The organism is Enterococcus sp. AZ015 (assembly GCF_050499225.1).
GTDB classification, from domain to species: Bacteria; Bacillota; Bacilli; order Lactobacillales; family Enterococcaceae; genus Enterococcus_D; species Enterococcus_D entomosocium.
The window spans coordinates 3,027,770-3,053,314 of record NZ_JBMHEX010000001.1 but is presented as its reverse complement, the minus strand read 5'-3'; the positions used below and the strand labels follow the sequence as shown (position 1 = coordinate 3,053,314).

23 protein-coding genes are annotated in these 25,545 nt (G+C 42.8%); 16 read left to right on the top strand and 7 right to left on the bottom strand.

Features of this window, described 5'->3' with window-relative positions:
• Position 1: 1 nt before the first annotated feature.
• The 4 genes from IGK85_RS14215 (at position 2) to IGK85_RS14200 (ending at position 5,119) form a co-directional block, all read left to right on the top strand.
• Positions 2-820, top strand: coding sequence for a carbohydrate ABC transporter permease (locus IGK85_RS14215; protein ID WP_005228015.1), 819 nt, complete (start codon positions 2-4; stop codon positions 818-820).
• Positions 804-2,096 carry an MBL fold metallo-hydrolase gene (locus tag IGK85_RS14210; RefSeq protein ID WP_008379452.1) on the top strand — a complete coding sequence of 431 codons (1,293 nt, stop codon included), beginning with the start codon at positions 804-806 and terminating at the stop codon, positions 2,094-2,096. The genes IGK85_RS14215 and IGK85_RS14210 overlap by 17 nt, the downstream gene beginning before the upstream one ends.
• Before the next feature lie 16 nt (positions 2,097-2,112).
• Entirely contained in the window at positions 2,113-3,396 is a 1,284-nt protein-coding gene (locus IGK85_RS14205; RefSeq protein WP_008379453.1) for an ABC transporter substrate-binding protein, read from the top strand.
• A gap of 175 nt (positions 3,397-3,571) precedes the next feature.
• The gene (locus IGK85_RS14200; protein ID WP_005228018.1) at positions 3,572-5,119 is read left to right on the top strand and encodes a bifunctional metallophosphatase/5'-nucleotidase; all 1,548 of its coding nucleotides are present in this window, start codon (positions 3,572-3,574) and stop codon (positions 5,117-5,119) included.
• A gap of 43 nt (positions 5,120-5,162) precedes the next feature.
• Here the strand turns inward: IGK85_RS14200 and IGK85_RS14195 are convergent, their stop codons facing one another.
• Genes IGK85_RS14195 through IGK85_RS14185 form a run of 3 tightly spaced genes read right to left on the bottom strand, consistent with a single transcriptional unit; the run spans position 5,163 to position 6,750 of the window.
• A complete protein-coding gene (locus tag IGK85_RS14195) occupies positions 5,163-5,324 on the bottom strand; it encodes a hypothetical protein (protein ID WP_005233739.1) in 162 nt (53 codons plus the stop codon).
• Positions 5,325-5,357: 33 nt separating this feature from the next.
• A complete protein-coding gene (locus IGK85_RS14190; protein WP_005233740.1) occupies positions 5,358-5,708 on the bottom strand; it encodes a hypothetical protein in 351 nt (116 codons plus the stop codon).
• Positions 5,709-5,727: 19 nt separating this feature from the next.
• On the bottom strand, positions 5,728-6,750 hold the full coding sequence (locus IGK85_RS14185) for a lactonase family protein (protein WP_008379454.1): 1,023 nt from the start codon (positions 6,748-6,750) through the stop codon (positions 5,728-5,730).
• A gap of 118 nt (positions 6,751-6,868) precedes the next feature.
• On the opposite strand from IGK85_RS14185, the gene IGK85_RS14180 reads away from it, so the two are divergent.
• The 8 genes from IGK85_RS14180 to IGK85_RS14145 all read left to right on the top strand — a co-directional run bounded on the left by IGK85_RS14180 (position 6,869) and on the right by IGK85_RS14145 (position 15,664).
• A complete protein-coding gene (locus IGK85_RS14180) occupies positions 6,869-7,222 on the top strand; it encodes a PTS glucitol/sorbitol transporter subunit IIA (protein ID WP_008379455.1) in 354 nt (117 codons plus the stop codon).
• A 15-nt stretch (positions 7,223-7,237) separates the two neighbouring features.
• Positions 7,238-8,419: an AI-2E family transporter gene (locus tag IGK85_RS14175; RefSeq protein ID WP_005233743.1), complete on the top strand. Its 1,182-nt coding sequence runs from the start codon at positions 7,238-7,240 to the stop codon at positions 8,417-8,419.
• A 282-nt stretch (positions 8,420-8,701) separates the two neighbouring features.
• Positions 8,702-9,283 (top strand): TetR/AcrR family transcriptional regulator, encoded by a 582-nt coding sequence (locus tag IGK85_RS14170; protein ID WP_008379456.1) that lies wholly within the window; start codon positions 8,702-8,704, stop codon positions 9,281-9,283.
• 19 nt (positions 9,284-9,302) lie between these two features.
• Complete coding sequence (locus IGK85_RS14165; RefSeq protein WP_008379457.1) at positions 9,303-9,839, top strand: flavodoxin domain-containing protein; 537 nt, start codon at positions 9,303-9,305, stop codon at positions 9,837-9,839.
• 529 nt (positions 9,840-10,368) lie between these two features.
• A complete protein-coding gene (locus IGK85_RS14160; protein ID WP_035006796.1) occupies positions 10,369-11,295 on the top strand; it encodes an ROK family protein in 927 nt (308 codons plus the stop codon).
• A 129-nt stretch (positions 11,296-11,424) separates the two neighbouring features.
• Positions 11,425-13,692: a helix-turn-helix domain-containing protein gene (locus IGK85_RS14155; protein WP_008379459.1), complete on the top strand. Its 2,268-nt coding sequence runs from the start codon at positions 11,425-11,427 to the stop codon at positions 13,690-13,692.
• 19 nt (positions 13,693-13,711) lie between these two features.
• Complete coding sequence (locus tag IGK85_RS14150) at positions 13,712-15,013, top strand: family 20 glycosylhydrolase (protein ID WP_429966543.1); 1,302 nt, start codon at positions 13,712-13,714, stop codon at positions 15,011-15,013.
• A 150-nt stretch (positions 15,014-15,163) separates the two neighbouring features.
• Complete coding sequence (locus tag IGK85_RS14145; protein ID WP_005233764.1) at positions 15,164-15,664, top strand: GNAT family N-acetyltransferase; 501 nt, start codon at positions 15,164-15,166, stop codon at positions 15,662-15,664.
• Positions 15,665-15,902: 238 nt separating this feature from the next.
• On the opposite strand, the gene IGK85_RS14140 is transcribed toward IGK85_RS14145, so the two are convergent.
• From IGK85_RS14140 to IGK85_RS14125, 4 genes are read right to left on the bottom strand one after another with little or no spacing between them, the layout of a single operon-like run.
• Entirely contained in the window at positions 15,903-17,207 is a 1,305-nt protein-coding gene (locus IGK85_RS14140; protein ID WP_086372375.1) for an alpha-L-fucosidase, read from the bottom strand.
• A gap of 25 nt (positions 17,208-17,232) precedes the next feature.
• Positions 17,233-17,730, bottom strand: coding sequence for a hypothetical protein (locus tag IGK85_RS14135; RefSeq protein WP_008379463.1), 498 nt, complete (start codon positions 17,728-17,730; stop codon positions 17,233-17,235).
• Between the two features lie 18 nt (positions 17,731-17,748).
• A complete protein-coding gene (locus tag IGK85_RS14130) occupies positions 17,749-19,620 on the bottom strand; it encodes a beta-N-acetylhexosaminidase (RefSeq protein WP_008379467.1) in 1,872 nt (623 codons plus the stop codon).
• A gap of 15 nt (positions 19,621-19,635) precedes the next feature.
• Positions 19,636-20,265 (bottom strand): DUF624 domain-containing protein, encoded by a 630-nt coding sequence (locus tag IGK85_RS14125; RefSeq protein WP_008379469.1) that lies wholly within the window; start codon positions 20,263-20,265, stop codon positions 19,636-19,638.
• Between the two features lie 296 nt (positions 20,266-20,561).
• On the opposite strand from IGK85_RS14125, the gene IGK85_RS14120 reads away from it, so the two are divergent.
• Genes IGK85_RS14120 through IGK85_RS14105 form a run of 4 tightly spaced genes read left to right on the top strand, consistent with a single transcriptional unit; the run spans position 20,562 to position 25,533 of the window.
• On the top strand, positions 20,562-21,920 hold the full coding sequence (locus tag IGK85_RS14120; protein ID WP_008379471.1) for an alpha-L-fucosidase: 1,359 nt from the start codon (positions 20,562-20,564) through the stop codon (positions 21,918-21,920).
• 55 nt (positions 21,921-21,975) lie between these two features.
• Positions 21,976-22,929 carry an ABC transporter permease gene (locus IGK85_RS14115; RefSeq protein ID WP_008379472.1) on the top strand — a complete coding sequence of 318 codons (954 nt, stop codon included), beginning with the start codon at positions 21,976-21,978 and terminating at the stop codon, positions 22,927-22,929.
• A 15-nt stretch (positions 22,930-22,944) separates the two neighbouring features.
• Positions 22,945-23,859 (top strand): carbohydrate ABC transporter permease, encoded by a 915-nt coding sequence (locus IGK85_RS14110; protein ID WP_008379474.1) that lies wholly within the window; start codon positions 22,945-22,947, stop codon positions 23,857-23,859.
• A gap of 21 nt (positions 23,860-23,880) precedes the next feature.
• The gene (locus IGK85_RS14105; protein ID WP_008379477.1) at positions 23,881-25,533 is read left to right on the top strand and encodes an extracellular solute-binding protein; all 1,653 of its coding nucleotides are present in this window, start codon (positions 23,881-23,883) and stop codon (positions 25,531-25,533) included.
• Positions 25,534-25,545: the final 12 nt, after the last annotated feature.

The window sequence follows — 25,545 nt, the reverse complement described above, 5'->3', positions numbered from 1 at the left end:
AATGAAAAAAATTGTCACGATTGTTTCGATGCTGTTTTTAGCAATTTTAGCAGTGATCACGCTGTTTCCCTTTGTCTATATGATTTTAGCTGGGCTAATGACCTACAGTGAAGCAACCAGTATTCCACCGACGATCATGCCAGAGTCCTTCCAATGGAGCAACTACGGGGAAGTCTTTACCCGAGCACCGTTTTTACGCTACTTCTTCAATACGGTCTTTGTTTCAGCGGTCACTACCATAGCGACGCTGATCACGGCAATTTTAGCTGCTTTTGCATTAACGAGTCTTGAATTCAAATACAAGCGTCTCGTGATTGGTTTGATGATCTCCTTACTGATGGTTCCTTATGAATCCATCATCTTTACCAATTACAATACGATTGCTCGAATGGGCTTATTGAATACGTATAGTGCCTTGATCATTCCGTTTCTGACCAGTATTTTTTACATCTATTATTTAAACGGTTATTTACAAAGTATTTCTAATACCTTTTATAAGGCAGCCAAAATTGACGGTGCCAGCGACCTAGCTTATATCCGCCGAATTTTGATCCCCATGTCTAAACCAGCCTTGGTGACAGTCGGGATTCTGACGTTCATCTCTAGCTGGAATTCTTTCTTATGGCCGTTGTTAGTGACGAATGAGAAAAAATACCGTCTCTTAAATAATGGATTGGCTGCCTTTACCACAGAAAGCGGCAGTGACGTTCATTTACAAATGGCGGCAGCGACCTTGACCGTCATTCCAATTCTGATCATTTACTTGATCTTTAGAAAAGAAATTATCAAAGGAGTGGCTAAAGATGGCATCAAAGGATAAAACAACGATCACCTTCCATAGCGGAATTTTAACGATTGGAGGAACCGTCATCGAAGTTGCGTACAAAGATGCCCATATCTTTTTTGATTTCGGTTCGGAGTATCATCCAGAAACACCCTTACCAGATGAAGAATTACAAACGTTAGTTGCGCATCGCTGGATACCAGAACTGAAAAATGTCTACGATCCACGCTTAGACTACACGTACCAAGGAAGCGAAACGAAAGAATACCAAGAAACAGCAGTTTTTCTTTCCCACGCCCATCTGGATCATTCCAAGATGATCAACTTTTTAGACCCAAATATTCCTATGTACACCTTGAAGGAAACCAAAGCGATCCTCGAAGTGTTGAATCAAAAAGGGGACTTCTTGCTGCCCGTTCCTCATGAGGAAAAAAGCTTTGTCCGAGAATTGATCGGCTTAGAACCCCATGATGTGATTCGGATCGGGGAAATCGAAGTCGAGATCATTCCAGTCGATCATGATGCGTACGGTGCGGCGGCCTTGTTAATTCGCACGCCGGATCATTTTATCGCTTATACCGGTGATTTGCGTTTGCATGGCTATCATCCAGAGCGTACCAAAGAATTCTGTCAATTAGCCAAACACACGGATCTATTGATGATGGAAGGGGTCAGCATCAGCTTCCCAGAAAGAGAACCGGACCCCAAAGCGATCACGGTGGAAAGTGAAACAGAATTGATTGAGACCTTCGTGCGTTTGGTCAAAGAAAATCCCCAACGACAAATTACCTTCAATGGCTATCCAGCCAATGTTGAGCGCTTTATGGCGCTTGTTGAAGCCGCGCCGCGGACGGTTGTTTTAGAGGCGACGCAAGCTGCTTTGTTGAAAGAAATTTTCAATAAAGATGTACCGTTCTATACGATCGATGATCAAGTACCAGCGACTCTCGATCCAGCCTTCGCCATTTCTTATCAGGCATTATGTGCCGACACGAGCCAGTACCTTTGGCAAGTAGTCGCGCATTTTGAAAACTTGCAAACAGGTGGATTGTATATTCACAGTGATGCGCAGCCGTTAGGCGATTTTGATCCAGCTTATCAAGTCTTTTTGGATCAACTGGCAGCACTGGAGATCGAATTTGTCCGTTTGCCAAACTCGGGACATGCGAAACCAGCTGATTTAGATCAGATCATTGCATGGATCGAGCCCCAACGATTGGTTCCAATCCATACGCTGAAACCAGAAAATCTGGTGAATCCGTATGGTGAAAGAATATTGCCGCAACGCGGTGAAAAAATTATTTTAGAGTGATAGAGGAGAGGAAAAAATGAAAACAAAGAAACTTGCATTTGCAGCAGCTGCAGCCGCGACATTGGTATTAGGGGCTTGTGGAAACAACAACGATTCATCTGGTTCTACCGAAAGTGATGAAATCGTTACAGAACTAAGCGATGATACGACTGTCACCTTTTGGCATGCAATGAATGGCGCGCAAGAAGAATCATTGACGAAATTGACGGAGCAATTCATGGACGAAAATCCAAACATCAAGATCGAATTGCAAAACCAATCCAGCTACTCTGATCTACAAGCAAAGGTGAATTCAACCTTGCCTTCACCAAAAGATCTACCAACTATCACCCAAGCATATCCTGGTTGGTTATGGAATGCTGCCCAAGATGACATGTTGGTTGATCTTGGCGAATACATCAACGATGATACTATCGGTTGGGGTGACCAAGAAGAGATCCGCAGTGCCCTTTTAGAAGGCGCGCAGATCGACGGCGTGCAATACGGGATTCCTTTCAACAAATCAACAGAAATGCTGTTCTACAATGCAGACATGTTAGACGAGTATGGTATTGACGTACCGACAAACCTTGAAGAATTAAAAGAAGCTTCTCAAGAAATCTATGAAAAATCAAACGGTGAAGTAGTAGGTGCTGGTTTTGACTCATTAAACAACTACTACGCCATCGCAATGAAAAACCAAGGTGTTGATTTTGACAAAGACTTGCAACTAGACAGCGATGAATCAAAAGAAGTCATCAACTACTACCTGGATGGTGTCAAAGAGGGCTACTTCCGAATCGCTGGTTCTGATCAATACTTGTCTGGACCATTTGCCAACGAGCAAGTCGCAATGTATGTCGGCTCAATCGCAGGGGAAGGTTTTGTTAAAAAAGATACCGAAGGCAAATTTGAATATGACGTAGCAGCTCGTCCAGAACCAATCAACTTGCAACAAGGAACTGACTTGTACATGTTCAACAGCGCAACACCAGAGCAACGCACCGCTGCTTTTGAATACATGAAATACTTAACTTCTCCAGAAGCGCAAAAAACATGGGCGATCGATACCGGCTACATGCCAGTTGTTGAATCTGTTTTGGAAAGCGATGAATACAAAAACAATCCTGAAACAAAAGTAGCTGCCAAATTAGAAGATGCAACCAAAGAATTGTTCTCGATCCCAGTGATTGAAAATGCTGATCCTGCTTACAATGAAATGCGCTCAATCATGGAAAACATTTTGTCTAATACAGATCAAGATGTCGATCAATTGATTGAAAACGCAAAACCACAATTAGAAGATGCTTGGAACCAATAATTCTGAATTTCTTCGTCAAAATAGGGTATAATCAGGGAAACACCTGAGATGAAACACCAAAGGGTTTGTATCATAAGGTTTGAAGACGCAAGGAAGCAGAATTTGCTGGCTTTCGAGGGTTTTCGACTTATGCGCATGCCCTTTTGGTGTATTGAGGGGAAAAGGAGTCTTTTGAATGAAAATCACGTTTTTAGAAACGAGCGATATGCATGGCTATGTCTATCCAACCAATTTTGCCGATGACACGGAACAAGGATTCGGCGTGGCAAAAGTTGCCACCAAAATGAAAGAACTGCGCCAAGCAGCCACCGGACCGGTCGTAACGATCGAAAATGGCGACTTTATCCAAGGCTCGCCCTTAAGCTATTACATTGCCAAAAGCCAGCACTCCGTTGCCGCATTGACCGCTGTCGTCAACCACCTAGACGTTGATGTTCATGTCTTAGGCAATCATGAGTTCAACTACGGTCTGCCTTATTTGCAAGAAGCGATCGCCAGCTACCAAACACCAGTACTGGCAGCGAATATTTTAAATGAAGCGGGAGAACCATTTTTTGGACAAGCCTACACCATCATTGAAAAAGAAGGGGTCAAGATCGCGATCTTAGGAATGGTGACGCCCTATATTCCTCACTGGGAACAGCCTGCGACGATTCGCGGGATGCAGTTTGTCAGCATCGTTGAGACAGCGAAAAACTATGTACCTTACTTACGAGAACAAGCCGATATTGTTGTTGTCAGTTATCATGGCGGCTTCGAGCGTGATTTAGTCACTGGGGAACCGACTGAATTATTGACCGGCGAAAATGAGGGCTATCAATTATTGCAGGAAGTCTCAGGAATCGATGCCTTCTTCACAGGACACCAACATCGTGAGATCGCCACAAAAATCAATGGTGTCCCTGTTGTGCAGCCCGGTTATCGTGGAAGCTTTATCGGCGCCATCGAATTGACGGTTGAAAAAAATCAGACAGGGGTTCATGTCACAAACAGTACGGCTGCGTTGATCCCTGTTGCGGATGCTGTCCCAGATCAAGAGACGTTGGCTTTGTTAGCACCCATCGAAGAAGAGTTACAAACATGGCTAGATCAGCCGTTAGGCAAAGTCAGTGGGGATATGCGAATCACCGATCCGATGGGGGCACGCTTGAAAGAGCATCCTTATATTGAATTCATCAATCGTGTTCAGATGGCTGCCAGTGGCGCCAAAATTTCTGGCACTGCTCTTTTCAACAATGAAGGCAAAGGCTTTGGCGCAACCATCACGATGCGGGATGTGATTACCAATTATATTTACCCAAATACGTTAGCTGTAGTCAAAATAACAGGTGCCGAATTAAAAGCTGCTTTAGAACAAACGGCGGATTATTTAGCCGTTGTTGACGGTCAGATCGTTTTCAATCCTGCTTTTATTGAACCAAAACCGCAATATTATAACTACGATATGTATGAAGGCATCGAGTATACGATCGATCTTAGTCAACCCGTTGGTCAACGAATCACCCGTTTGGACTTTGAAGAAAAAGCCATTGCGATGGACCAAGAATTAGAGATCGTCATCAACCAATACCGTGCCGTGGGCGGTGGCAACTACGCCATGTTTTCTGCCGAAAAAATCGTTCGTGAGATTCAAGTCGATATGACGGAACTGATTGCTGACTATTTGAAACAGCATCCTCAGATCGAAGCCACGACGAATCAAAACTTTCTAGTGACGTTATAATAGCAAAACAGCCTGCGATGAATGAATCATCGCAGGCTGTTTCTTAATTTTCTACATTACGTACATAGTCATCAAAGTATTTTACCAAATCCGCTTTGACTTGTTGATAGTCTTCTTCGGAATAGTCTTTGTCTTCTAGTTTTGCTTCGAAAAATGGCATGGCCAATTCTTCTCGTAAACGATCCAACACTTGTTCTTGGTTCATAACGTCACCTTTTTCACTTTTGATTTGATTTCATCATAACAAATGAAATGAGGCTGTCAATGCTTCGTAAGTGTCTTTCATTTTTTCTAAACGATTTTTTAAAGAAACAAAATCATCGTCATCATGAAAAAGGACTTGTTTTAATTCAAAATAATAGATCTCAAAAGCATCAAAGAAAGCAATGACTTCCGCTGTTTGCAGCTCTTTGGCAGTATCGCAGCGAATATAGGCTTTTTCAGCGATCGCATACGTTTCCGCAGTCGTTAATAGGACCAATGATTCATTGTATTTGCGGCTCGTCACTAGTTCAAAGGTTGATTGACATTTATTGTAGATATTAGAAAAATCTTTGAGCACGAGTTCCTTCGGTGTTTTATCAAACATGGGGGAATCCTCCAAAACTTTATTTTTTGAATAAGACGCAGACACATTCTGGTGCGTAGATGTCTTTTTCTAAGACAGTCAATTTGCCAGTGGCTTCATCGCGTTTGTATAACGTTAGGTTATCAGAATTTTGGTTGGCACAAACCAGATAATCGTTTGTCGGGTCCAAATCGAAATCGCGAGGGAAGTCGCCTTCTGTTGAGATTGATTGAACAAAAGCCAGGCCAGCGCCTTCATCGGTTACTTCAAAAACAGCGATTGAATTATGGCCGCGATTTGAGCTGTAAACAAAACGTCCATCGTTCGAGATACGTACCGCAGCGCCACTGTTGAAATCCGTAAAGTCCGCAGGGATCGTTGGCACCTTTTGGATTTTCTCAAAACTGCCATCTGCTTGATTGTAGCGTAAAACAGTCAATGAGCTGTCTAATTCGCCCACTAAGTAAGCGTATTGGTTATTTGGATGGAAGACTAAGTGACGAGGACCAGTTCCGTCTTCTGCCACATAGACAGCTACTTCTGTCAGTTTGCCATCTTCTGAAATATCATAAGTATAGACCCGGTCTGTTCCAAGGTCACAAACTGCTAAACGTTGGTCTGGTGTTAAGTCAGTATAGTGGACATGAGGTTTGTCTTGGTTTTCATGAGAGCCGACGGGTTCATCATGGTAGATGCTGTCCGTTGCTTCGATGCTGCCATCCTCTAGAATTTTATAAACATTCACTTCACCTTTATGGTAGTTGGCACCATATAAAAGCTGACGGGTTTCATCAACTGCTACATAGCAAAGGGGTGCGCCTTCTTCCGTTGCGGTATTCAGCAAGGTAAAGTCTGGGGTATAAGCAGCGGCGCCGCCGTTGCCAGCTACTTCTGTGACGCTGTAAACTGCTTCTTTTTTACTGCGGGCAAGATAAGTCGGACTTTTTTCTTCCGCGCATAAGGTCAAATCGGTCAGTGTTCCTTTTTCCGTATCTAAAGCGATCGAATAGATCCCTTTACTTTCGCGACGAGTGTACGTACCTAAATAAATCGTTTGCAACATAAAAAAACCTCCTAATAGTTTCATTCCTATTTAATTCTACCATAGAATGCGGTTTTGGGCGGGTAGAAAAACTCTTTATGTTATAATAAACGAGAAGATAGAAAGGGGAGTTTGTCATATGAAAAAAGGGACGATCAAAGAAATTGGTCCACAGGCGATCGATTCGCAAGAAAGAATGATCATCTTCTTTGGGGAAGAAGCGACCGATACATTGCGAGAATATTCAGTCATCCAAACGATTCCTGATTCGCAAGAGTTAGTCGTAAAGAAAGAGGATCAGATTACTTTTGGTGATCAGACCTATCAAGTCCAATATGTAGGAACGGTGGCTAACCAAATCCTGCAAACGATCCAGCATGTGACCTTTGTCTTTGACGAAGTGCCGGCTGAAGAACCGCTTTCAAGTGCGATTTATTTAACGCCAACTGTTTTGCCGAACCTAGAAGTCGGCATGCAAGTGACGTACAACTAGGAGGCAAAGAATGTCATGAAAGAAACGCAGAAAAAGCCGCATTCCTGGTTTTGGAAATGGTTTTTAAACAATCAAGCAGTGACCAGCTTGCTGGTCATTTTATTGATTCTCTTAATTTTGCTGCTCTTCACGAAAGTTTCATATTTGTTTGAGCCTGTCTGGCAATTTTTAGCCATCGTCGGATTGCCAATCATTTTGGCGGGGATCTTGTATTACTTGATGAATCCCACTGTTGACTATTTGGAGCGCAAAGGAATCAAACGAATTTACAGTATTTTTGGTCTTTTTGTTTTGGTGGTTGGTCTGATTGTCTGGGGGGTGGTGGTCATCATTCCTAAGATCCAAGAGCAATCCATGAGTTTTGCGGATAATCTGCCGGGGTATTTGACGATTATTGAGAATAAGGTGAATGAAATCTTGTCTGATCCAATCTTCTCGCAAGTCCAAGATCAGATCGAAGCTTCCAATGAGAAGTTGATTTCTTCTCTGACGGATATCGTCCAAAATCTTTCCCGCAGTACGATTCAAAATCTAGGTAGTTTCTTCGGGGCCGTTGCGACGATCGTTTTAGCGGTCATTACCATGCCGTTTATTTTGTTCTACCTACTGAAAGATGGCCGCAAACTAGCCCCTTATTTTGTCAAATTTTTACCAACCAAAATGCGCCAGCCGTCACTGATCGTTTTAAAAGAAATGAATGACCAGGTATCCTCCTATATTCGGGGACAGCTGACAGTGGCGTTTGCGGTCGCAGTGATGTTTATGATCGGCTTTAGTATTATTGGCTTAGATTATGCCATCACACTGGGGATTGCAGCTGGCTTTTTAAATTTGATCCCTTATTTAGGATCTTTTTTGGCCATGATTCCAGCGGTCTTTTTAGGAATTGTTGGTGGGCCGGTATTGCTGATCCAAGTCCTGATCGTCTTTGTCATTGAGCAGACCATTGAAGGACGCTTGATCTCACCGTTAGTTTTAGGAAACGAATTGTCGATCCATCCTGTCACGATTCTTTTAGTCCTCTTGACTTCAGGAAAACTATTTGGTCTTGTTGGGGTCATTTTAGGGATTCCTGTCTATGCGGCTGCCAAGGTGATCATTACCCATGTGTTTGAATGGTATACGCGGGTTTCCTCCTTGTATGAAGAGGAAGAACCAATCCTCGAAGCACCACCAGAGGACACCCCAGAAGTTTAGCAGCTTCGAGTGCAAAAGAGTCCATACGTATTATCAACGGTACAGCCTTTTTCTGTGGGCTGTACCTTTTTTGTGCGGATAAAAGAGCCAGCAATCACTGGGAAGTAATGCAAGATTTACAACCTATGAACGATGATTTGGGAGAAACCGACAGCTCTTTATTCAATAGAAAGAGTGAGGGAGTAGTGTCTTGGATCCGATTGACTTCGCAGGAACAAAAGAATATAATCGAGTTATATAAATCGTTTATATAATGTGACTTGTGCTTAAGGAGGGTCTTGGATGCCAAAACAACGAATAACAAAGGAAATGGTGGTTGATGCCGCTTTTGAGATTGCTCGAAAAGGCGGTATGGAGCAAGTGATTGTCAAAAATATTGCGGAAAGGTTAGGCTGTTCAGTCCAGCCCATTTATAGTTATTGCACCAATATGGAAGGACTGCGGACAGAAGTAGAGCAGAGAGCACGGCAATTTTTACAAGAGTTTTTAGAAGCCCATAGTGACTCCCAGGATCTGTTTCGCAGCACCGGACACGCATATTTGCAATTGGCGAAAGAAGAACCCCAAATTTTGAGAATTTTTGTCTTACAAAAAAGAGCGAATGTTTCGTCATTAGAAGAGCTGTATCAGTTGGAGACGAATCCTCAAGTAGCCCAAAGGATTGCCGCCGATTTGAATATTAGCATAGAAACCGCCAAACAGCTGCACTTGCATATGCTCATTTACACGATCGGAATCGGTACGATTTTCGCAGTAACGACACCTGGTATTCCACTAGATGAAATCTATGCACAACAGGAAAAAGCTTACGAGATGTTTTTGAAACAGGCAATAGATGGCGCAAAAAGTAGGTCGCAGTCCTAACTGCAGGGAGGAATTCCTCATGAAAAATGGCATTATTGTTTATCAATCGAAATACGGCGCTGTCAAAAAGTATGTCCACTGGCTTCAAGAAGCAACAGGTTTTCCCTGCCTAGAAACCCCAAAAGCCAAAATAGCTGAAGTAATGGATTATGACACAATTATCTTCTGTGGGGGAATCTATGCTTCGGGTATTGCTGGACTGTCCTTTTTAAAAAAGAATAGCAATCAGCTAAAAGGCAAAGAGATACTCATCTTTTGTGCGGGAGCTTCTGTTCCTGAAAAAGTGGTAGTGAAAAAACTCAGAGAACAGAATCTCACGGGTCCGCTAAAGGACATCCCCTTTTTTTACGGAAGAGGACAATGGCAGGAAAGCAAAATGAACTTTTTCGATCGAACCTTAGTGAAAATGTTAAGAAAAGCGGCCGCTAAAAAAGAGCCACACACCTATGACCCACAGACGAAGGTACTCATGGAAGCCAATGGACAAGATTGCGATTGGACGGATAAAAAATACTTGGTTCCGTTGGTGGATTATTTGGAGCAGGAATTGTATTGAACGAGCACAAGCGCTTTATTGAGGTTTTATGAATCAAATGAGCAATAAGTGACCAGAGTGTAAGAACAGAACAAAATTAGTTTACTGCGAATAGATTTTTTGTTGTGACACCAAGAGTCTGCAACTAAGTTCTTAAAATTGTTTGATCTATTCCTAAAATTCAATGAGTAAGTAGAATGCCGATCACGCATGAGAGGATGTCTTATGCGTGACGGTTTTTTAGTTTATAGCTTATCTTAATAGAAAAAACGGGAGTAGCTGATTCCTTTGTTTATAAAATTCTCAGACATTGTATCTAATAGTTCTATTTTTTAGCTTTGCATGATGAACATTTTTGTGAAGCTGAACGTTAAACCAGGTCTTTCAAGTGCTAAAAAAAAGGCAGAGAAGCTATCTCTGTATGTACAATGTATATTCTTTCTAAATGCAAGATATCTTTCGTTGCGGGCTTTTTTATGGCTTGGACGGATTTGACATATTGTTGCAAGAAATACATATGGTCGCTGAAAACATTGGTTGCGTATACTGAATGCAAGACAAAAGAAAACCTTGCGAGGTCAAGAAAATGTGGATTTTAGCAATTGATATTGGCGGTACTGCTATTAAATGTGGGTTAGTGAATAGTCAAGGGGAACGCAGACAATTGACTCAATTTCCTATGAACAAGGAATATTCCACAGTCACGCAACGTATATGTCGACAGATCGATGCATTCTATGCAGCAGCATTTGATGGCATCGCTATTAGCTCAACGGGACTGGTTGATCCACAAAGCCAAGAAATCGGGATGACATCACCTTTATATGAAGGATTTGGTAAAAGACTGGTTAAACATTTGCGCAGTACATACCAATGTCCAGTTGCTGCCGAAAATGATGGCAACTGTGCGCTATTGGCAGAAAAATGGTTGGGTCACGCTCAAAATTGTGCGTCCTTTGCGACAATTGTCCTAGGTACATCCGTTGGCGGTGGCTTGATGATCGATCATCAATTGATTCGCGGCAAACACTTACTAGCAGGAGAGTTTGGTTATCTGCTTTTTCCGACCGAAAGGAAGGATTGGGAACTTTGGAGCATCGCAGGGTCAACCAGAACATTAGTAGAGAAAACAGCAAAACGTATCGGAGACCCAACAATCAATGGCCAGCGTATTGATACACTGGTTCAAGAACAAGATCCGCGATGTCTGCCAGTAGTAGCTGATTTTGTCGATAAACTGGCGGCGGCTTGCTATAGCCTGCAATATATGATTGATCCGGAAATCATCTTGATTGGCGGTGGAATCAGTGCGAGCCGTTTCTTGGTCCCACATGTAAACGCACGATTAGCTATGATTGCTGAGCAGATTCCTAGTACTGTTATCGTGCCAAACATTTGTGCCTGTCGTTTCGGCAATGAATCTAATTTATTGGGCGCTTGTTATAACTGGTTAAGAAAATACAAGCCTGATAGCTGACTTGTAAAAAAGCATTGTTTTTTATTAAAATAAAGCGTATTTTATTAGAGTATCATACATTCTTTTCTCCTAAATAAGTACCGATAAATGAAAGCGTTTTTGAGCTTTCGAAATAACAGAGAATAGGTGATGCAAATGGGAAAGTACACGGAACTGAATCGTCAAAAACTATTTAGGGGAATCATTCGTGCCATCAGCTCTTATTTAATCGTGTTTTTAGTGCCTTTTTTAGCCGTGTCATGGATTTGGTATGATACATCTGTCAAAAGTATCAATGAACAAGTGATGCTGACCGCTAGAAATCAATTGATTCAGTTGAAATATTCTTTAGAAAATACGTTTATTCAATTGAATTATCTGACGCAAAAAATGACCAATGATCATGTTGTCTCATTGAAATATTTGCAGCATCCTTACTTGACCAAAGAAGCAAGAGAGGCCATGCAAACGTACAAAATCACCAACGACTTAGTCGAAGAAGTCTATTTATATTATAAAGAGTCCCCAGCAACCTTGTATTCAACCGTAGGATCATTCTCTTTTGACACATTTTTGAAAAAAGTACTGCCGAAAAATGAAATGGGCCAGGAACAGTTAGCCGCACAATTGGATTCCTCAGCGCCTACATTGTTGACATTAGAAGGCGCCGGTGAGGAGCAGCGATATTCCCGTTTCTTTTATATCGTTCCCATTCAAAGTGAAGAGATGACTGTCTATGGCTCAGCGATCTATGAAATCAAAGAGAACAATTTGAAGAGAATTCTTGATCTCAGCAATAACGATGGGATCAGTAACACCTATATTATCAATGATGAGTACCAGTTATTAGCCAGTACCACCAATGATGAGTTAGCGCGCTTTTTAAATCATCCCGAACGCATGAAAAAAGGCATTCAAACAGGACGAATGCGGTTTGAACAATCAACGTATTTTGTTCAAGCGATTGCCAATAATGAATTGAATATTTCAGTGGTAGCCGTTGCTAATCCGAATCAAGCGCTGGCATCGGTCAACCGTGTACAAGAGCAGTTCGTCCTAGTATTTATCGCCATATTATTTACGGGTATCACTGCAGTCGTGATGCTTGGGTTACGTAGTTATCGCCCAATTCGCAAAATCGAAAATCTGGTTCAGGAGTTTCATCGGGACCCCAAAATGACCCTTCATTCGATGGATGATGTCCATAATACCTTGGCGGCATTTTTGGTTGAGCACCAAGAACTACATCAGGAAGTCCGCCTGCAAACACCTCATGCCAGAGAGCAAGTGCTGCGCAAATTAATGAGCGGACGTTTTCGGTCCGAGCAAGAACTGGCTTTGCTTTTAGAAGCGGTTCATGTCTGCTTTCCTAAGTCAAATTACTTTGTGATCGCCATCGATACGAAAACTGTGGATTCCAAAGCCAAGCAAGGAGATAAAAAATTTCTGATCGATTATATCGAGGAAATCAAAGAGGCGGATTATACGGCATATGCGACGGAAATTTTATCCAAAGAAATGTTAGCCTTGACCGTAGGGTTTGTTGATGGCAAAGAACAACAAGAAATTGTGGATGCCATTGCGGAAAAAATTACCCATGCGATCTCCCTAACACCCACAATGGGTGTCGGTATGACGGTCGATCAACTAACCGCCATCAATGAATCCTATATCGAAGGGTTGGCAGCACTGGAAAATCAAGGGAGTCAAGGCAAGCAAATCAGCTACTATGCGGAGCTTTCCAAAGAGACCAATCATTTGCCAATCAATTACCCAGATAATCAAAAATTAAAATTGATCCAAGCCTTGAATCAAGGAAATATTGAGATTGCCAGTGAAACGATCCAGCGGTTGATCGAAGAAGGCGAGAGTAAACAGACTTCGCCTCGTGTCCAAAAAATGTATGGCTACTACTTGTTGAATACGATCGCGCAAGTCGGCGGTGAATTGGTGGGGGCAGAAGTACTGCATACCGCTTCTGAAAGTGCTGATTTCAACAGCTTGAATCAATTGCAGTCTGCCTTGTTAACGATTGCCCAGCAGATTTGCACGAAGGTGCAGAAACAGCCGCTGGATGACGAGTCGGAAATGAATGAGAAAATCTTCAGTTTTATCCAAGAAAATTACCATTCCTCACAGCTCTCCTTGGAATCGGTGGCAGAGGAGGTTGGTGTTTCTGTCTCTTATGTCAGCCGTTTTGTAAAAAAAGAAAGCGGCAAAACCTTCTCCAAATATATTCAAGAACTAAGACTGAAAAAAATCAAAGAGGAACTGATTGAAACAGATTTGCCAATCAAAGAAATTATTCGCAACAATGGGTATTATGATGTTTCCAATTATACGAGAAAGTTCCGAAAAATAGTGGGTGTGACACCAGGGCAATACCGTGAAATGAACCAAAAAATGAGAAATTATTGAAAGTATGGGGGAAAATGAGATGAACAAACAAGTTGATTTGACAAAAGTTCAGCAACGAGCAGCCGTCTTTTTTGAGGAAATAGGTTGGCAGTCGGCGAAAGATCCGTTACCGAAAATAGTGATCGATCCGCAGCTGGATGCTGATTTTCGATTTGAAAACCAAACAATCAGTGTGTCCTCGCCAGAACATGCCTTTTACGCGTTAACCAAATATGGCCGAGATCAGGCGACGGGTCAATTAGCACAGAAAAGCTATATAGCAGCGCTTAAAGAACGCTGTCTGATGATCGATATCGGGCGCAAATTTTATTCGCTTGCTGATTTGAAAGCAATCGTCCGCAGCATGGCTTGCTTCCAATTCACGCATCTGCAACTTCATTTTTCGGAAAACGAAGGCTTTCGGATTGAATCCCAGCAATTTCCAGAAATTGTTTCGGAAGAATGTTTGACCAAGCAAGAAATTCGTGAATTGATTGCGTATGCTCAAAACCATGAAATTGCCATTATCCCTGATTTTGATTCTCCTGGTCATTTGCGTCAAGTCCTAGCACAAAAACCTCAATGGCAATTGCCGACAGCAGATGGCACTCGTGATGATCGAGCACTGAACATTTTGGATTCAGAAGCGATAGCCTTTATTCAGGAAGTTTATCGAGAATATGCGCAACTGTTTGAAGACAGCACCTATTTTCACATCGGGGCCGATGAGTTTATTGATTTTGACCAGTTAGAAAACTTTCCACAAATGATCGAAGCTGCCCGCGAGCGCTATGGGGAAAAAGCCAGCGGAATCGAAGTCTTTATTGATTATGTCAATGAGCTGGCGGCCTTTGTTGAAAGTCTCGGCTTTGTTGTGCGGGTCTGGAATGATGGTTTTTACCGCTTGAATCGCCAAGAGCAGACAACGTTGACGGAGAATTGTCAAATCTCCTATTGGACCCGTTGGAACCAGAATATGGCGCCGGCGGATGTCTTTTTTGAAAAGGGCTATACCATGATCAATCACAATGATAATTTTTTCTATTATGTCTTAGGAGAAGCGGCAGGGTATACCTACCCAACTTACGAAAAAATCAGCAATGAATTCCAGTTGACGACGTTTGCCAATGGACAACAAGTTGCACAGGAACAGCTTGCCCAAACACAGGCGATCGCTTTATCCGTCTGGGCGGATGTACCTGAGGCTCAGACTAGTCGTGAAGTGATCCAAGCGATTTTTTGGCTCCAAGCGGCCATTAGCCAAAAAGTTTATAATGAGCCAAATCGACCAAAAGAGACATTTCGAAAGCTTTATGATGGGTGGGAAGCGACACTCAGCTGATTGTTAGAGGAATTGGGTGAAAGGGCACATCGCTGACAATCCCTGTTGTTTTCTTTATGATGAATAAGTTTAGCGACAAGTGAAACAAAAGCCAATAGTATTTTGATAAAATGAACGTAACTCCGAGTGAGGGGAGAAATGGAGCAATAAGTGATCATAGACATTCAACCGTTGAAGAAAAAAGATATCCTTGAAATGGATCAAATGTTTTTAAAGCAAGGGTGGCCTTCTCGCCAGCAGCTCTTGATGGAGTATTTAAACGAGCAAGAAGCGGGGGAGAGATACATTTTGCTTGCCAAAATAAACAACAAAACTGCCGGGTATTTGACATTGGTCCCTCTAGCAAAGCACGGACCATTTAAAGGCTTGTACCCAGAAATTGTGGATTTTAATGTTTTTGAATCTTATCAAAAACAAGGGGTAGGCAGTCAGCTTTTAAAAGCAGCCGAAGAAAAGGCACGAGAAATAGCTGCCGTGGTGACATTAGGGGTAGGTTTACACAATGGTTATGGATCGGCCCAGAGACTGTATGTAAAACAAGGCTATATTCCAGATGGATCTGGTGTTTGGTTCAATAATCAGAATTGTGCGATGAATGTGCCTTGTTGTAACAATGACGATCTTGTTCTTTATTTGTCTAAGGAACTTTGACCTTCCCGTGGTAAGTACCTTTAAAAAAGGATTAATCCCGCAGCTTGTTTGCATGTTCTCATCACCTGTTCAACAAGCTAGCTCGCTACTTTCGTATAAGCGAATTTGGGGAGTTTTTGAAAAAATAGCCATAAAAAATGACTAGAAACGATCAGTTTCTAGTCATTTTTTTGTAAAGAAAGTAAGGACAATGTTTTTGTATCAATAAAATATTCATTTAGTACAGTGCAATAGGCGCTTATATTTCTTTTAAAGTGATTTCGACCACTGGTACCAACACATCTGGGGAGCAGACGGGTAAGCTGAGAACAAGGTCCTCTTTGTTGATGATGGCTTCCGTTGACGTGAGAACTTCCTCGGGATCAAATCCTCGATAAAACAACTCGGAGCCATCATGTAAGAAACGGATATGCTTCACGCATCCTGCAAGTCCCGGAAGATGCAAGGATTTGTAGGGGTAGGAGAAGAGGTGCAAGTAAAGTTTATTCCCGTTTTGGGTGTAACGACTGTCAATAGGCGGTTGAAAAGTGCTGGCACCACAGCCGATAATCGCTTGCTGATGATAATGCATCCATGAACCGATGGCTTCTAAATGGCCGCGAGTTGGTAAGTTGATTTCTCCACGAGCATTCGGGCCGATATTTAAGAGAAAGTTCCCATCTTTTGCTACTGTGTCAATCAGCATTTTGGTCATCATTTCACTGGATTTCCAGTGCTGAGCATCACGATCATAGCCCCACGTTTCGTACATCGTTTGGCACGCTTCCCATATTAAAGGCAATCCATTCGCTTCTAATGGTTTGTCTGGTTGGAATTGCTCAGGGGTGGTAATCCCGCGGCCCAAATCCAAACGATCATTCAGTAACATCTCCGGCTGTAGACTTCGGCAAATTTCTTCGATTCGCTTACTATCCCAATCGGCTGCACCCTTGCCTTTTGACCAGCCCCAATCTCGATGGCTATAAGGAAAATCAAACCACATATAATCGATGGTTCCATAATTGGTCAATAGTTCGGTGACTTGACCAGCCAAAAAATCTTGATAACGGCGCATGTCCCGCTGGTCATTGGCTTGACGGGCTTGAATAGTCTCTCGTTGCGGATGCAGGCCGTCGAGCGTGAAATCTGGATGATACCAATCGATCAGCGAATGATACAGTCCGACCTTAATGCCTACCTTGCGAAATGCCGGCAGCAGTTCTGCTAAGAGGTCTCGCTTGAATGGGGTGTTGGTTACTTTGTAGTCGCTGAGCGCGGTGTCCCAAAGGGCAAAGCCTTCATGATGTTTCGTCGTGAAGACCATGTATTGAAAACCGGCCTTCTTTGCGGTTTGAGCCCATTCCTCCGCGTTGAAAAGATCAGGATCAAACTGAGAAAAATAGTTCTCGCGATAGGTGGTGGGTTCAATTTTTTCTGTCGTCATAAACCATTCGTGTCGAGCGCCAATACTGAATAGGCCGAAATGGATGAATAAGCCAAACCGATCATGGAGGAACCAGTTTGGATCAGGGTAGTTGGCAGGCCAATTCTTATACGTTCTCATTAAAAATCACTCCTTTTTCACTCACTTAAAGAAATTCTGTATTCGTCATGACTGTTTCTTGAATTTTCCAGCCATCTGCTTCCTTAACGAAAGTATGGTAAGCCTCTGTGATGTGATCACGGTAGGAAGAATCTTTTGGGCTGATCGTTTTCTGCTGCGCCGCGACCAGCATGGATCCTGTCTCTTGTTTAACGACTTCAAAAGAAAGCAGCGTGTGCTGCAGCTGTTCTTCTGCAAAAAAAGCAGCCAATTCTTGGCTCGTCTCTGCTCGCGCCGCTGCCACGAGCGTGGCGGCATAAGCTGTCGCATCTTGGTCAGAGGCTGCTTGTAAATTTTCTTTCAGCACTGCCAAACAAGCCTCCGCCGCTGCTTGATTTGTAATATTACCTGTCATCTCCAGTTTTTCTGAAGGTTGGGCATGAACTGGAGCAGAAGAATCGGTTGTTAGAAAATAGAGAAAGAATAGGCTAACAACAGCCAGCAAACTCACGATGATGGTTCGGCGCAGCAAGGATGTTTTCATAATTTCTCACTCCTTCTTTTAAACATCAGAAATTTTCCCCGCACTATAGATTCCATGAAATAAATTGCGACCCACAGAAGTGTTGCCGCTGAAAGGGGTCACCATTGGTAAGGACGGTTGAGTCAATTCTTCCAAAGTATCGAGCTCCCCGTCCAAGAAGGCAGTAAGCCGCCAGAGTGTCGTGTCGCAGCGCATCAGCAAGGCGCCGTAGCGCAGATCGATACTCTCAAAACCGAAAGGTCGATTCCAGTCAAACCAGACTTTACGATGGGCTTCATAAAGGGATTGCAAGGCGGATTTATAGACACTGAGCTCATCGACTGCTTGGCGCAATTTCGTGAAGTCCTTGCTTTTATAGGCACTGGTGATTTGGTCGGTAATACAAGCTTTTTGTGCCAAAACATCAGCCAGCTGCTGATAAAAGGCAAACATCGTTTGTGTGTCCCGTGTTGATTTCACAGCTGCCAACTCTTGAGCCAATGTTTGATAGTGGGATGCTAAAGAAAGATCGGTTAAGTTTTCCTGATACAAACCATACAGCAAGTCTTGGTAGAGCAGTAGCTTGCTGGGGTTTTCTCCGTGAGGATTGTTTTCTGGTACACCTGCAGTTTGATCAAAACGATCAAGCAGCAAGAAATCGCTACTAACTGACTCGTGAAAGAGCTGGAATTTTTCATTTAATTTCTCTAACGAAAGGTCGTTTCCAAACTGCGCTTCACTGAAATATTGCAAACCTAATAGCGCAGCAATCAGCGGTGTTTCGGCTCCGTCGTCGCCCCAAAGTGTGGCATAAACTTCCTGAACATCGTTTTCTTTGGCGGCTTGCAAGGCATGACGCATGGTGGCGAAACTCTTGCCATAGTTCGGCGCCAAACCGTTCCAAGTCCAGATACCTCCAGCAAAGGCGATCGGCTGTTTTAATTCCCGATGTTTCGCAAACATTCGCTGATAAGAGGCATGATCATGGTGGTAATAATCCCAGTAAACCATTTTGACAGCAGGAAGGTCAGCAAACAATTCTGTGGGAAAACACACGTCTGGATCGTAATAATCACCAGTAGGTGCACCGATCCTAAAAAACATATCGCTCCACATCATCGGCTTAAAACCCACTTTTTGACAAAGCGCAGCTACCCGCTGCAGATGTTCGGCCATAATCGAGAAACGGTCTTTTAAACCGTGCAATACCAAATATCTTCCTTTCCCCAATTGGTGTGCTTCATCCATGCCAATGTGTAGCTGATCCGTCGAAAAACACGAACGGATCGAACAGATCGCTGCTTCCAAAAAGGTATATGTTTCTTCTTCTCCCACCAGTAAAATATCTTCCGTGTCCCGAATGTTTTTAGCAAATCCCCATTTTAAGGGATTCGTTAAGTGTGCCAATGTTTGAATCGCCGGAATCAAAGTTACACCTATAGCTTGCGCGTAGCTATCAAGCTTCTTTAACTCACCTTGTGTATAACGGCCTCGTAAATGACCAAAATAAGGATACTCTGGAATTTCATAAGTGTCTTCCATATAAAGCGTGAGACGATTAAGCCCCATCTTGCTTGTCAATAGAATAAAGCGTTGCAGTTTTTCAACGGTCATTACTGCATTGCGGGACAGATCGATCATTGGTCCAATTGCTTCAAAATGCGGCTGTTCTTCTAAGACATAGACTGGGCGGTCTTCATGCACCCATAAAGTTAATGCCCGAAATAAATGGGCCTTTTCTTGATAGTAAATGATTGTTGCTAGCGGACCGTGGCAAATTTTCAGAGAACCGGGCCGTTGAATCAGCTGTAATGGATGCCCTTGCGGTGATTCTCGCAACGCTAGTTCCGGTAGTATGTTACTAAAAAAATCATCAAGATTTTCATTACTTTGGATAAAAATGTCTTTCATTACGAACGTCCCTTCTTAAGTTTCTTTTATCAGCAATGATTCTGAACGTTGGATCGCTTGAAAAGAGAACCAACTATTTGGAAAAAGGAAAAAAGGAACAAAGCCGATGACTAATAAAATCGGTAAAAAAGTCAAAATGATTGTAGTTACTAAGATTCCCAAAATCATCGCAATCGTTTGGGGAATACTGATAACCATCAATAATACCGCTTGTTTAAAATAGTGAAGAAGGGTCAAGTCATAACGCAAATACACTGGCAGCAGATACAAGCTGATCAAAAGGGCACTGATAAACAACAGCAGCAAAAAAAAGTGAATCAAGCTATTTTGGATAAAGGTACTAGAGATGCGCAATTCTAGCCATAAGAAAAGCAGCAAACTCGCTTGCATGGCTCCTAATTGATTGGCGCGACGGAAATTTTTTTTCACGACAGTTCTGAACCAAGGCTTCAAAGCCGCTGGGCGTTCCTTTTTTTGGAAACTGTTGAAAAAAGCTTGGATAATCGTAGCGGTGGCAGGGAAAATGCCTAAAAATATCCCATATCGAAATACCCAATAAAACCAAAGAAACTGCAATTTTAGGCAATGGAGGAGCCATTCACCGACTTGATAGGAAACATGATAAAGACCATTGGATTGTTTCATAAAATCCTCACTTTCTTACGGATAACCATTTTGTATCCGCTTTAATTGTTGTCCTTATCGTACCATTGATCCATGGATAATGGGCATGGATGAAAAAATCACACATCCCATACAGGAAAAACACAGCAAATATGTTTGACCCGCTTTATTTCTCCTCACGTTTTTATGGAAGGAAGCTTTCTTCATTACAAATTTTGCAAACGCTCTTGCTTGGTTTAACACAGTGAAAAAAGTTACATATTGTTAGATGGACTTTTTTTCGCTTACATTTAGAGCAAAGAAAGGAGTGCAAATGTATGACAAAAATTCGCGGCGATATTGAAGAAGCCAAGGAGAGAGAGCAAGCAGCGTGGGTCCCGGAAACAGAAATGCTCAAGCAGCGTCTGGAATGGTTTCAAGACTTGAAATTCGGAGTAATCTTCCATTATGGGCTGTATGCTGAAGCGGGGATCGTTGAATCATGGCAATTATCTGAAAAAGATGAATGGGCTAGAGAAAACCAGCCCTATCGAGAAACTATCGAAGCACTGCGTTTGGATTATTGGCAGTTGATTAATCAATTTGAGCCGAAGAAGCTGGATACCCGTAAATGGGCCAAGATCTGTAAGAAGGCGGGATTTAAGTACTGTTTATTCACAACAAAGCATCATGATGGGTTTTCGATGTTTAACACAATGGAGTCAGAGTTTAAAATCGGCGGGAAATTAAGTCCCTTTAAACGCGACATTTTACAAGAAGTGTTTACGGCGTTTCAAGAAGCAGGGATTGCAACAGGAGCCTACTATTCTAAAGCTGACTGGTATTCTCCTTTTTACTGGTTGGATGATGATACCGTCAAAGGCCGTCATGCCAGCTATGACACCCACCTTCACCCAGAAATCTGGGCGCGCTATGTGTCATTTGTGCATCGTCAGATTGTAGAGATTACTTCCAATTACGGAAAAGTCGATTTTCTTTGGCTAGATGCCGGTTGGTGCGGGCAAGGAAAAGAAGACCTACAAATGGATCGTTTAGCTGAGATTGCACGTGAGAAACAGCCGGAATTGATCATCGTTGATCGAATGATGGGTGGCCGTCATGAAAACTATGTGACACCAGAACGCAAAATTCCTGCATTAGCAGAAATTCCTAAAAAAGTTTGGGAAAGCAATATCCCGATTGGGAATGATTGGGGATATGTGCCGAATGATACCTTCAAGAGCAGCCAAGAACTGCTGGAAACCTTGATTGAGGTAGTCAGCAAAGGGGGAAATTTGATTTTAGGTGTCGGCCCAACACCTGATGGCGAATTTACATTCGAAGAGACCCAACGCTTAGAAGAAATCGGCAATTGGTTGGCGCTATATGGTGAAGGTATCTATGAAACGCGGGCGAACCCAATAGCTTGGCCAAATGAATGGCATTTGACCTATCAAAAAGAGGGCAAGGCTCATTTTGCATTTCGCAGTATCGCTGCAGGCGCTTGCGAACAGATTCCTTTAACAGAGATTGGCGCAACTGAAGAAGACGAGCTAATTGATCTAGCCACTAAAAAAGCGTTACCATTCTATAAAAACGCTACCGAACCGTACCTCTTATGGTCGGATATCAGTCAGCCGAACGTTGGGGCAGTTGGGATTCGCGTTTCGACACATAGGGAAAAAAATACACATTGATTTGAAAGCGAATACAATTCATGATAAGGCTAACACCAAGCAAGGAGGAGGAAGAATGGAAACAGCGCCAATCAGACAAACCGTTTCAGTACCTAAAACAAAGAAACAAGATATAAAAATGAAGATCAAGAAAAATCGGCAATTGTACTTGTTTGTGTTGCCAGCATTTTTGATTATTTTGATTTTCTCTTATGGACCGATGTATGGAATCATTATTGCATTCAAGGATTATATGCCTTCATTAGGGATTTTGGGAAGTCCTTGGGTTGGATTTAAACATTTTCAACGTTTCTTCGATTCCTATTATTTTTGGGAACTCATCAAAAATACTTTAGGAATCAGTATCTATTCATTGGTTGTCGGTTTTCCGCTGCCGATCATCCTGGCATTGGCTTTGAATGAGATCAAAGACGGCCCGTTTAAAAAGATTACCCAAACAGTCACCTATGCCCCAAACTTTATTGCTGTGGTGGTCATGGTTGGTATGGTCATTGCTTTCTTATCTCCCTCAACAGGGATCATCAATCACCTATTAGAATTTTTGGGTTTCGAGCGGATCAGCTTTATGACCAATCCTCGTTGGTTTAAAACGATTTATGTCCTGTCCGGAGTTTGGCAAGGAACGGGATGGGGGTCTGTGATTTATCTGGCAGCTCTATCTGGAGTCGATACGCAACTGCACGAAGCGGCAACGATCGATGGCGCTTCTCGTCTGCAACGCGTTTGGTATATCAATATTCCAACGATCATGCCCACGATGGTGATCTTATTGATCATGAGCTTCGGCAGCTTGATGTCAGTTGGGTTTGAAAAAATCATCTTGATGCAGAATCCTTTGAACATGCAATCCTCGAATGTGATTGCGACCTTTGTTTACCAGCAAGGGCTGTTAGATGCGCAGTACAGTTTTGCTGCGGCAGTCGGCCTATTTAACTCATTGATCAATTCAGTTTTGTTGATCGTAGTCAATCATATTGCCAAACGTTTAAGCAATTCTAGTCTATTGTAGGAGGGAGGACCAAAAGTGAAAACAACTTCTTTAATAAAAGATACCCGTGCTGATAAAATCTTTTTGATCTTTGTTTATGTGTTTTTAGCAATTTCATTGCTGATCGTTTTATATCCGCTGATCTATATCGTCAGCGCTTCGATCTCAAATCCGCATCTGGTAAACTCAGGTGAAATGTGGCTTTTACCAAAAGGAATCACCTTCGAAGGCTATCGAACATTATTGGGCAACAGCAGTATCTGGCGTGGCTATTTGAACACGATCTACTATACAGTGTTAGGAACATCGATCAATCTCTTGGTAACCTTGCCTTGTGCCTATGCGTTATCGCGAGAAGATTTTTATGGGCGACGGGCCTTCACCAATTTTATGCTGGTTACCATGTTCCTGTCTGGTGGCTTGATTCCCAGCTATTTGCTGATTCGCAGCTTAGGTATGCTGAATACCGTTTGGGCACTGGTGATTCCAGGGGCCGTCTCGGTTTACAATGTGGTTGTCACACGAACGTTTTTTCAATCCACAATTCCGCGAGAGATGGAAGAAGCAGCGATTGTGGATGGTTGTTCCGATTTTCGTCTATTCATGCAGATCGTTTTACCATTATCAACGCCGATCATTGCGGTAATGGCTTTGTTCTATGGCGTCGGACATTGGAACAGCTTCTTTAACGCATTGATCTATCTTTCTGATCGATCGATGTACCCGCTGCAGATGATTTTAAGAGAAATTTTGATTCTTCAAGATATGTCTTCAAATACCGTCAGCAATGTGACTTCAGAAATGGCGAACATGCTATATAGCAAACAGCAACTCGCTCAAGTCATCAAGTACGGTGTCATGATCGTTTCTTCGTTACCGGTAATCATCGTCTATCCGTTCTTACAAAAGTATTTTGTCAAGGGCATGATGGTCGGTTCAATTAAAGGATAAAAAAATCAAAGGAGGAAGAAAATGGGATTAAAAAAGAAACTTTTAGGAATGGCGGGTGTCGCTTTATGCAGTACCCTCGTCTTGGGTGCCTGCGGCAATTCTTCAGATGAGGGAACTGGAGAAAAGAAAGAGGTTGCTATCAATCATGACAGCCAATTTCCAATCATCAAAGAAGGCGAAGAGCTGACCTTGAATATCATGGCACCAGGTGTGGGAATGGCCGAGTGGGAAGACATGCCGACGCTACAGGATTACCAAGAAAAAACCGGTATCAAACTGACTTATACGACACCGCCATCGGCTGACTTTAGTACGAAACTGAACTTAGCCTTTGCTTCCGGCGACTTGCCGGATATCGTTTACGGTGCTGGTTCGCAAGCACTGACTGCTTCGATGGAGATCGATTACGGTTCACAAGGGATTTTACTTCCCTTAGAGGAGTATATCACGCCAGAAATCATGCCAAATCTTTATGCACTGACGCAAGAAGATCCTTCTATTTTAAAATCGATCACCACGCCAGATGGGCACATTTACTCCTTACCAATGATCTCTCGGAATGCGACTTCAATCTGGTGGCAAGGCCCGATGTGGTACAACGGCACGTGGCTAGATAATTTAGGTGTATCAGAACTGCCGAAAACCACAGAGGAACTGCAAGAATTGTTGACGCGTTTCAAAGACGAAGATCCTAACGGAAATGGTCAAGCAGACGAGATTCCATTGACGGATGTCGATATGAACTCGACACGTGTTTGGTTGATGGCCGCCTTTGGCTTACGGACTCGCGGGATTCAAGTGGACGATGATGTGGTCTCCTACACACCGACATCAGAAAACTACAAAGCATTCTTGGAATACATGAATACACTTTACGATGAAGGCTTGCTGGATAAAGAAGTTTATGGACAGTCAGATGAGCAGAAAAAAGCGAAGGGTGAAAACAATCAACTAGGGCTTTTTGCCGACTATTTCAGCTTCTTTACTACTGGTCGCAGTGAGGCAGAGGCGATGAACGATCCGATGTTCCAACCGTTGACCTCTGAATGGGCACCAGAAGCCAAGATTCCTGGCAGTCCACGAATCTCTCGGGGAACTTTTGCATTGACCAATGTCAATCCTTCCCCAGAAGCTTCCATGCGTTGGGTGGATTACTTCTATTCGGAAGAAGGCACAAAATATATTGAACAAGGGCCAGAAGGTGTTCTTTGGGAGTACCAAGAAAATGCGGATGGCGAAAAAGTCCGGGTTTATGTGGATGGCATTGATACAGACAACACGGAAGACGAACGCGGCAAAATCACGCCGGCATATGGATTGACTACACCAAACATTGTCATTGATACAACAGGTGAATACCATATCCGCAAAACGGCTGATGAAGAACCAGATACTCGTTTTAGTGATTGGGTTGCACAAGAAACGGCAGAAAAGATGGAAGACATCGCTGAAGTACCATTCCCGCTACTGTATTTAACGATTGAAGAAAATGACAAAGTAGCAGCCACTGCCACTGATTTGACAACTTATGTAGAACAAATGGAAGCGAAGTTTATCACAGGTGTCGAGCCATTAGACAAGTGGGACGATTATGTGAAAACGATCGAAGCAATGGGCATTGACGAATATGTCGAAGTCTATCAAACGGCCTATGACCGCTGGAAAGCAAACTAATATCATACGATA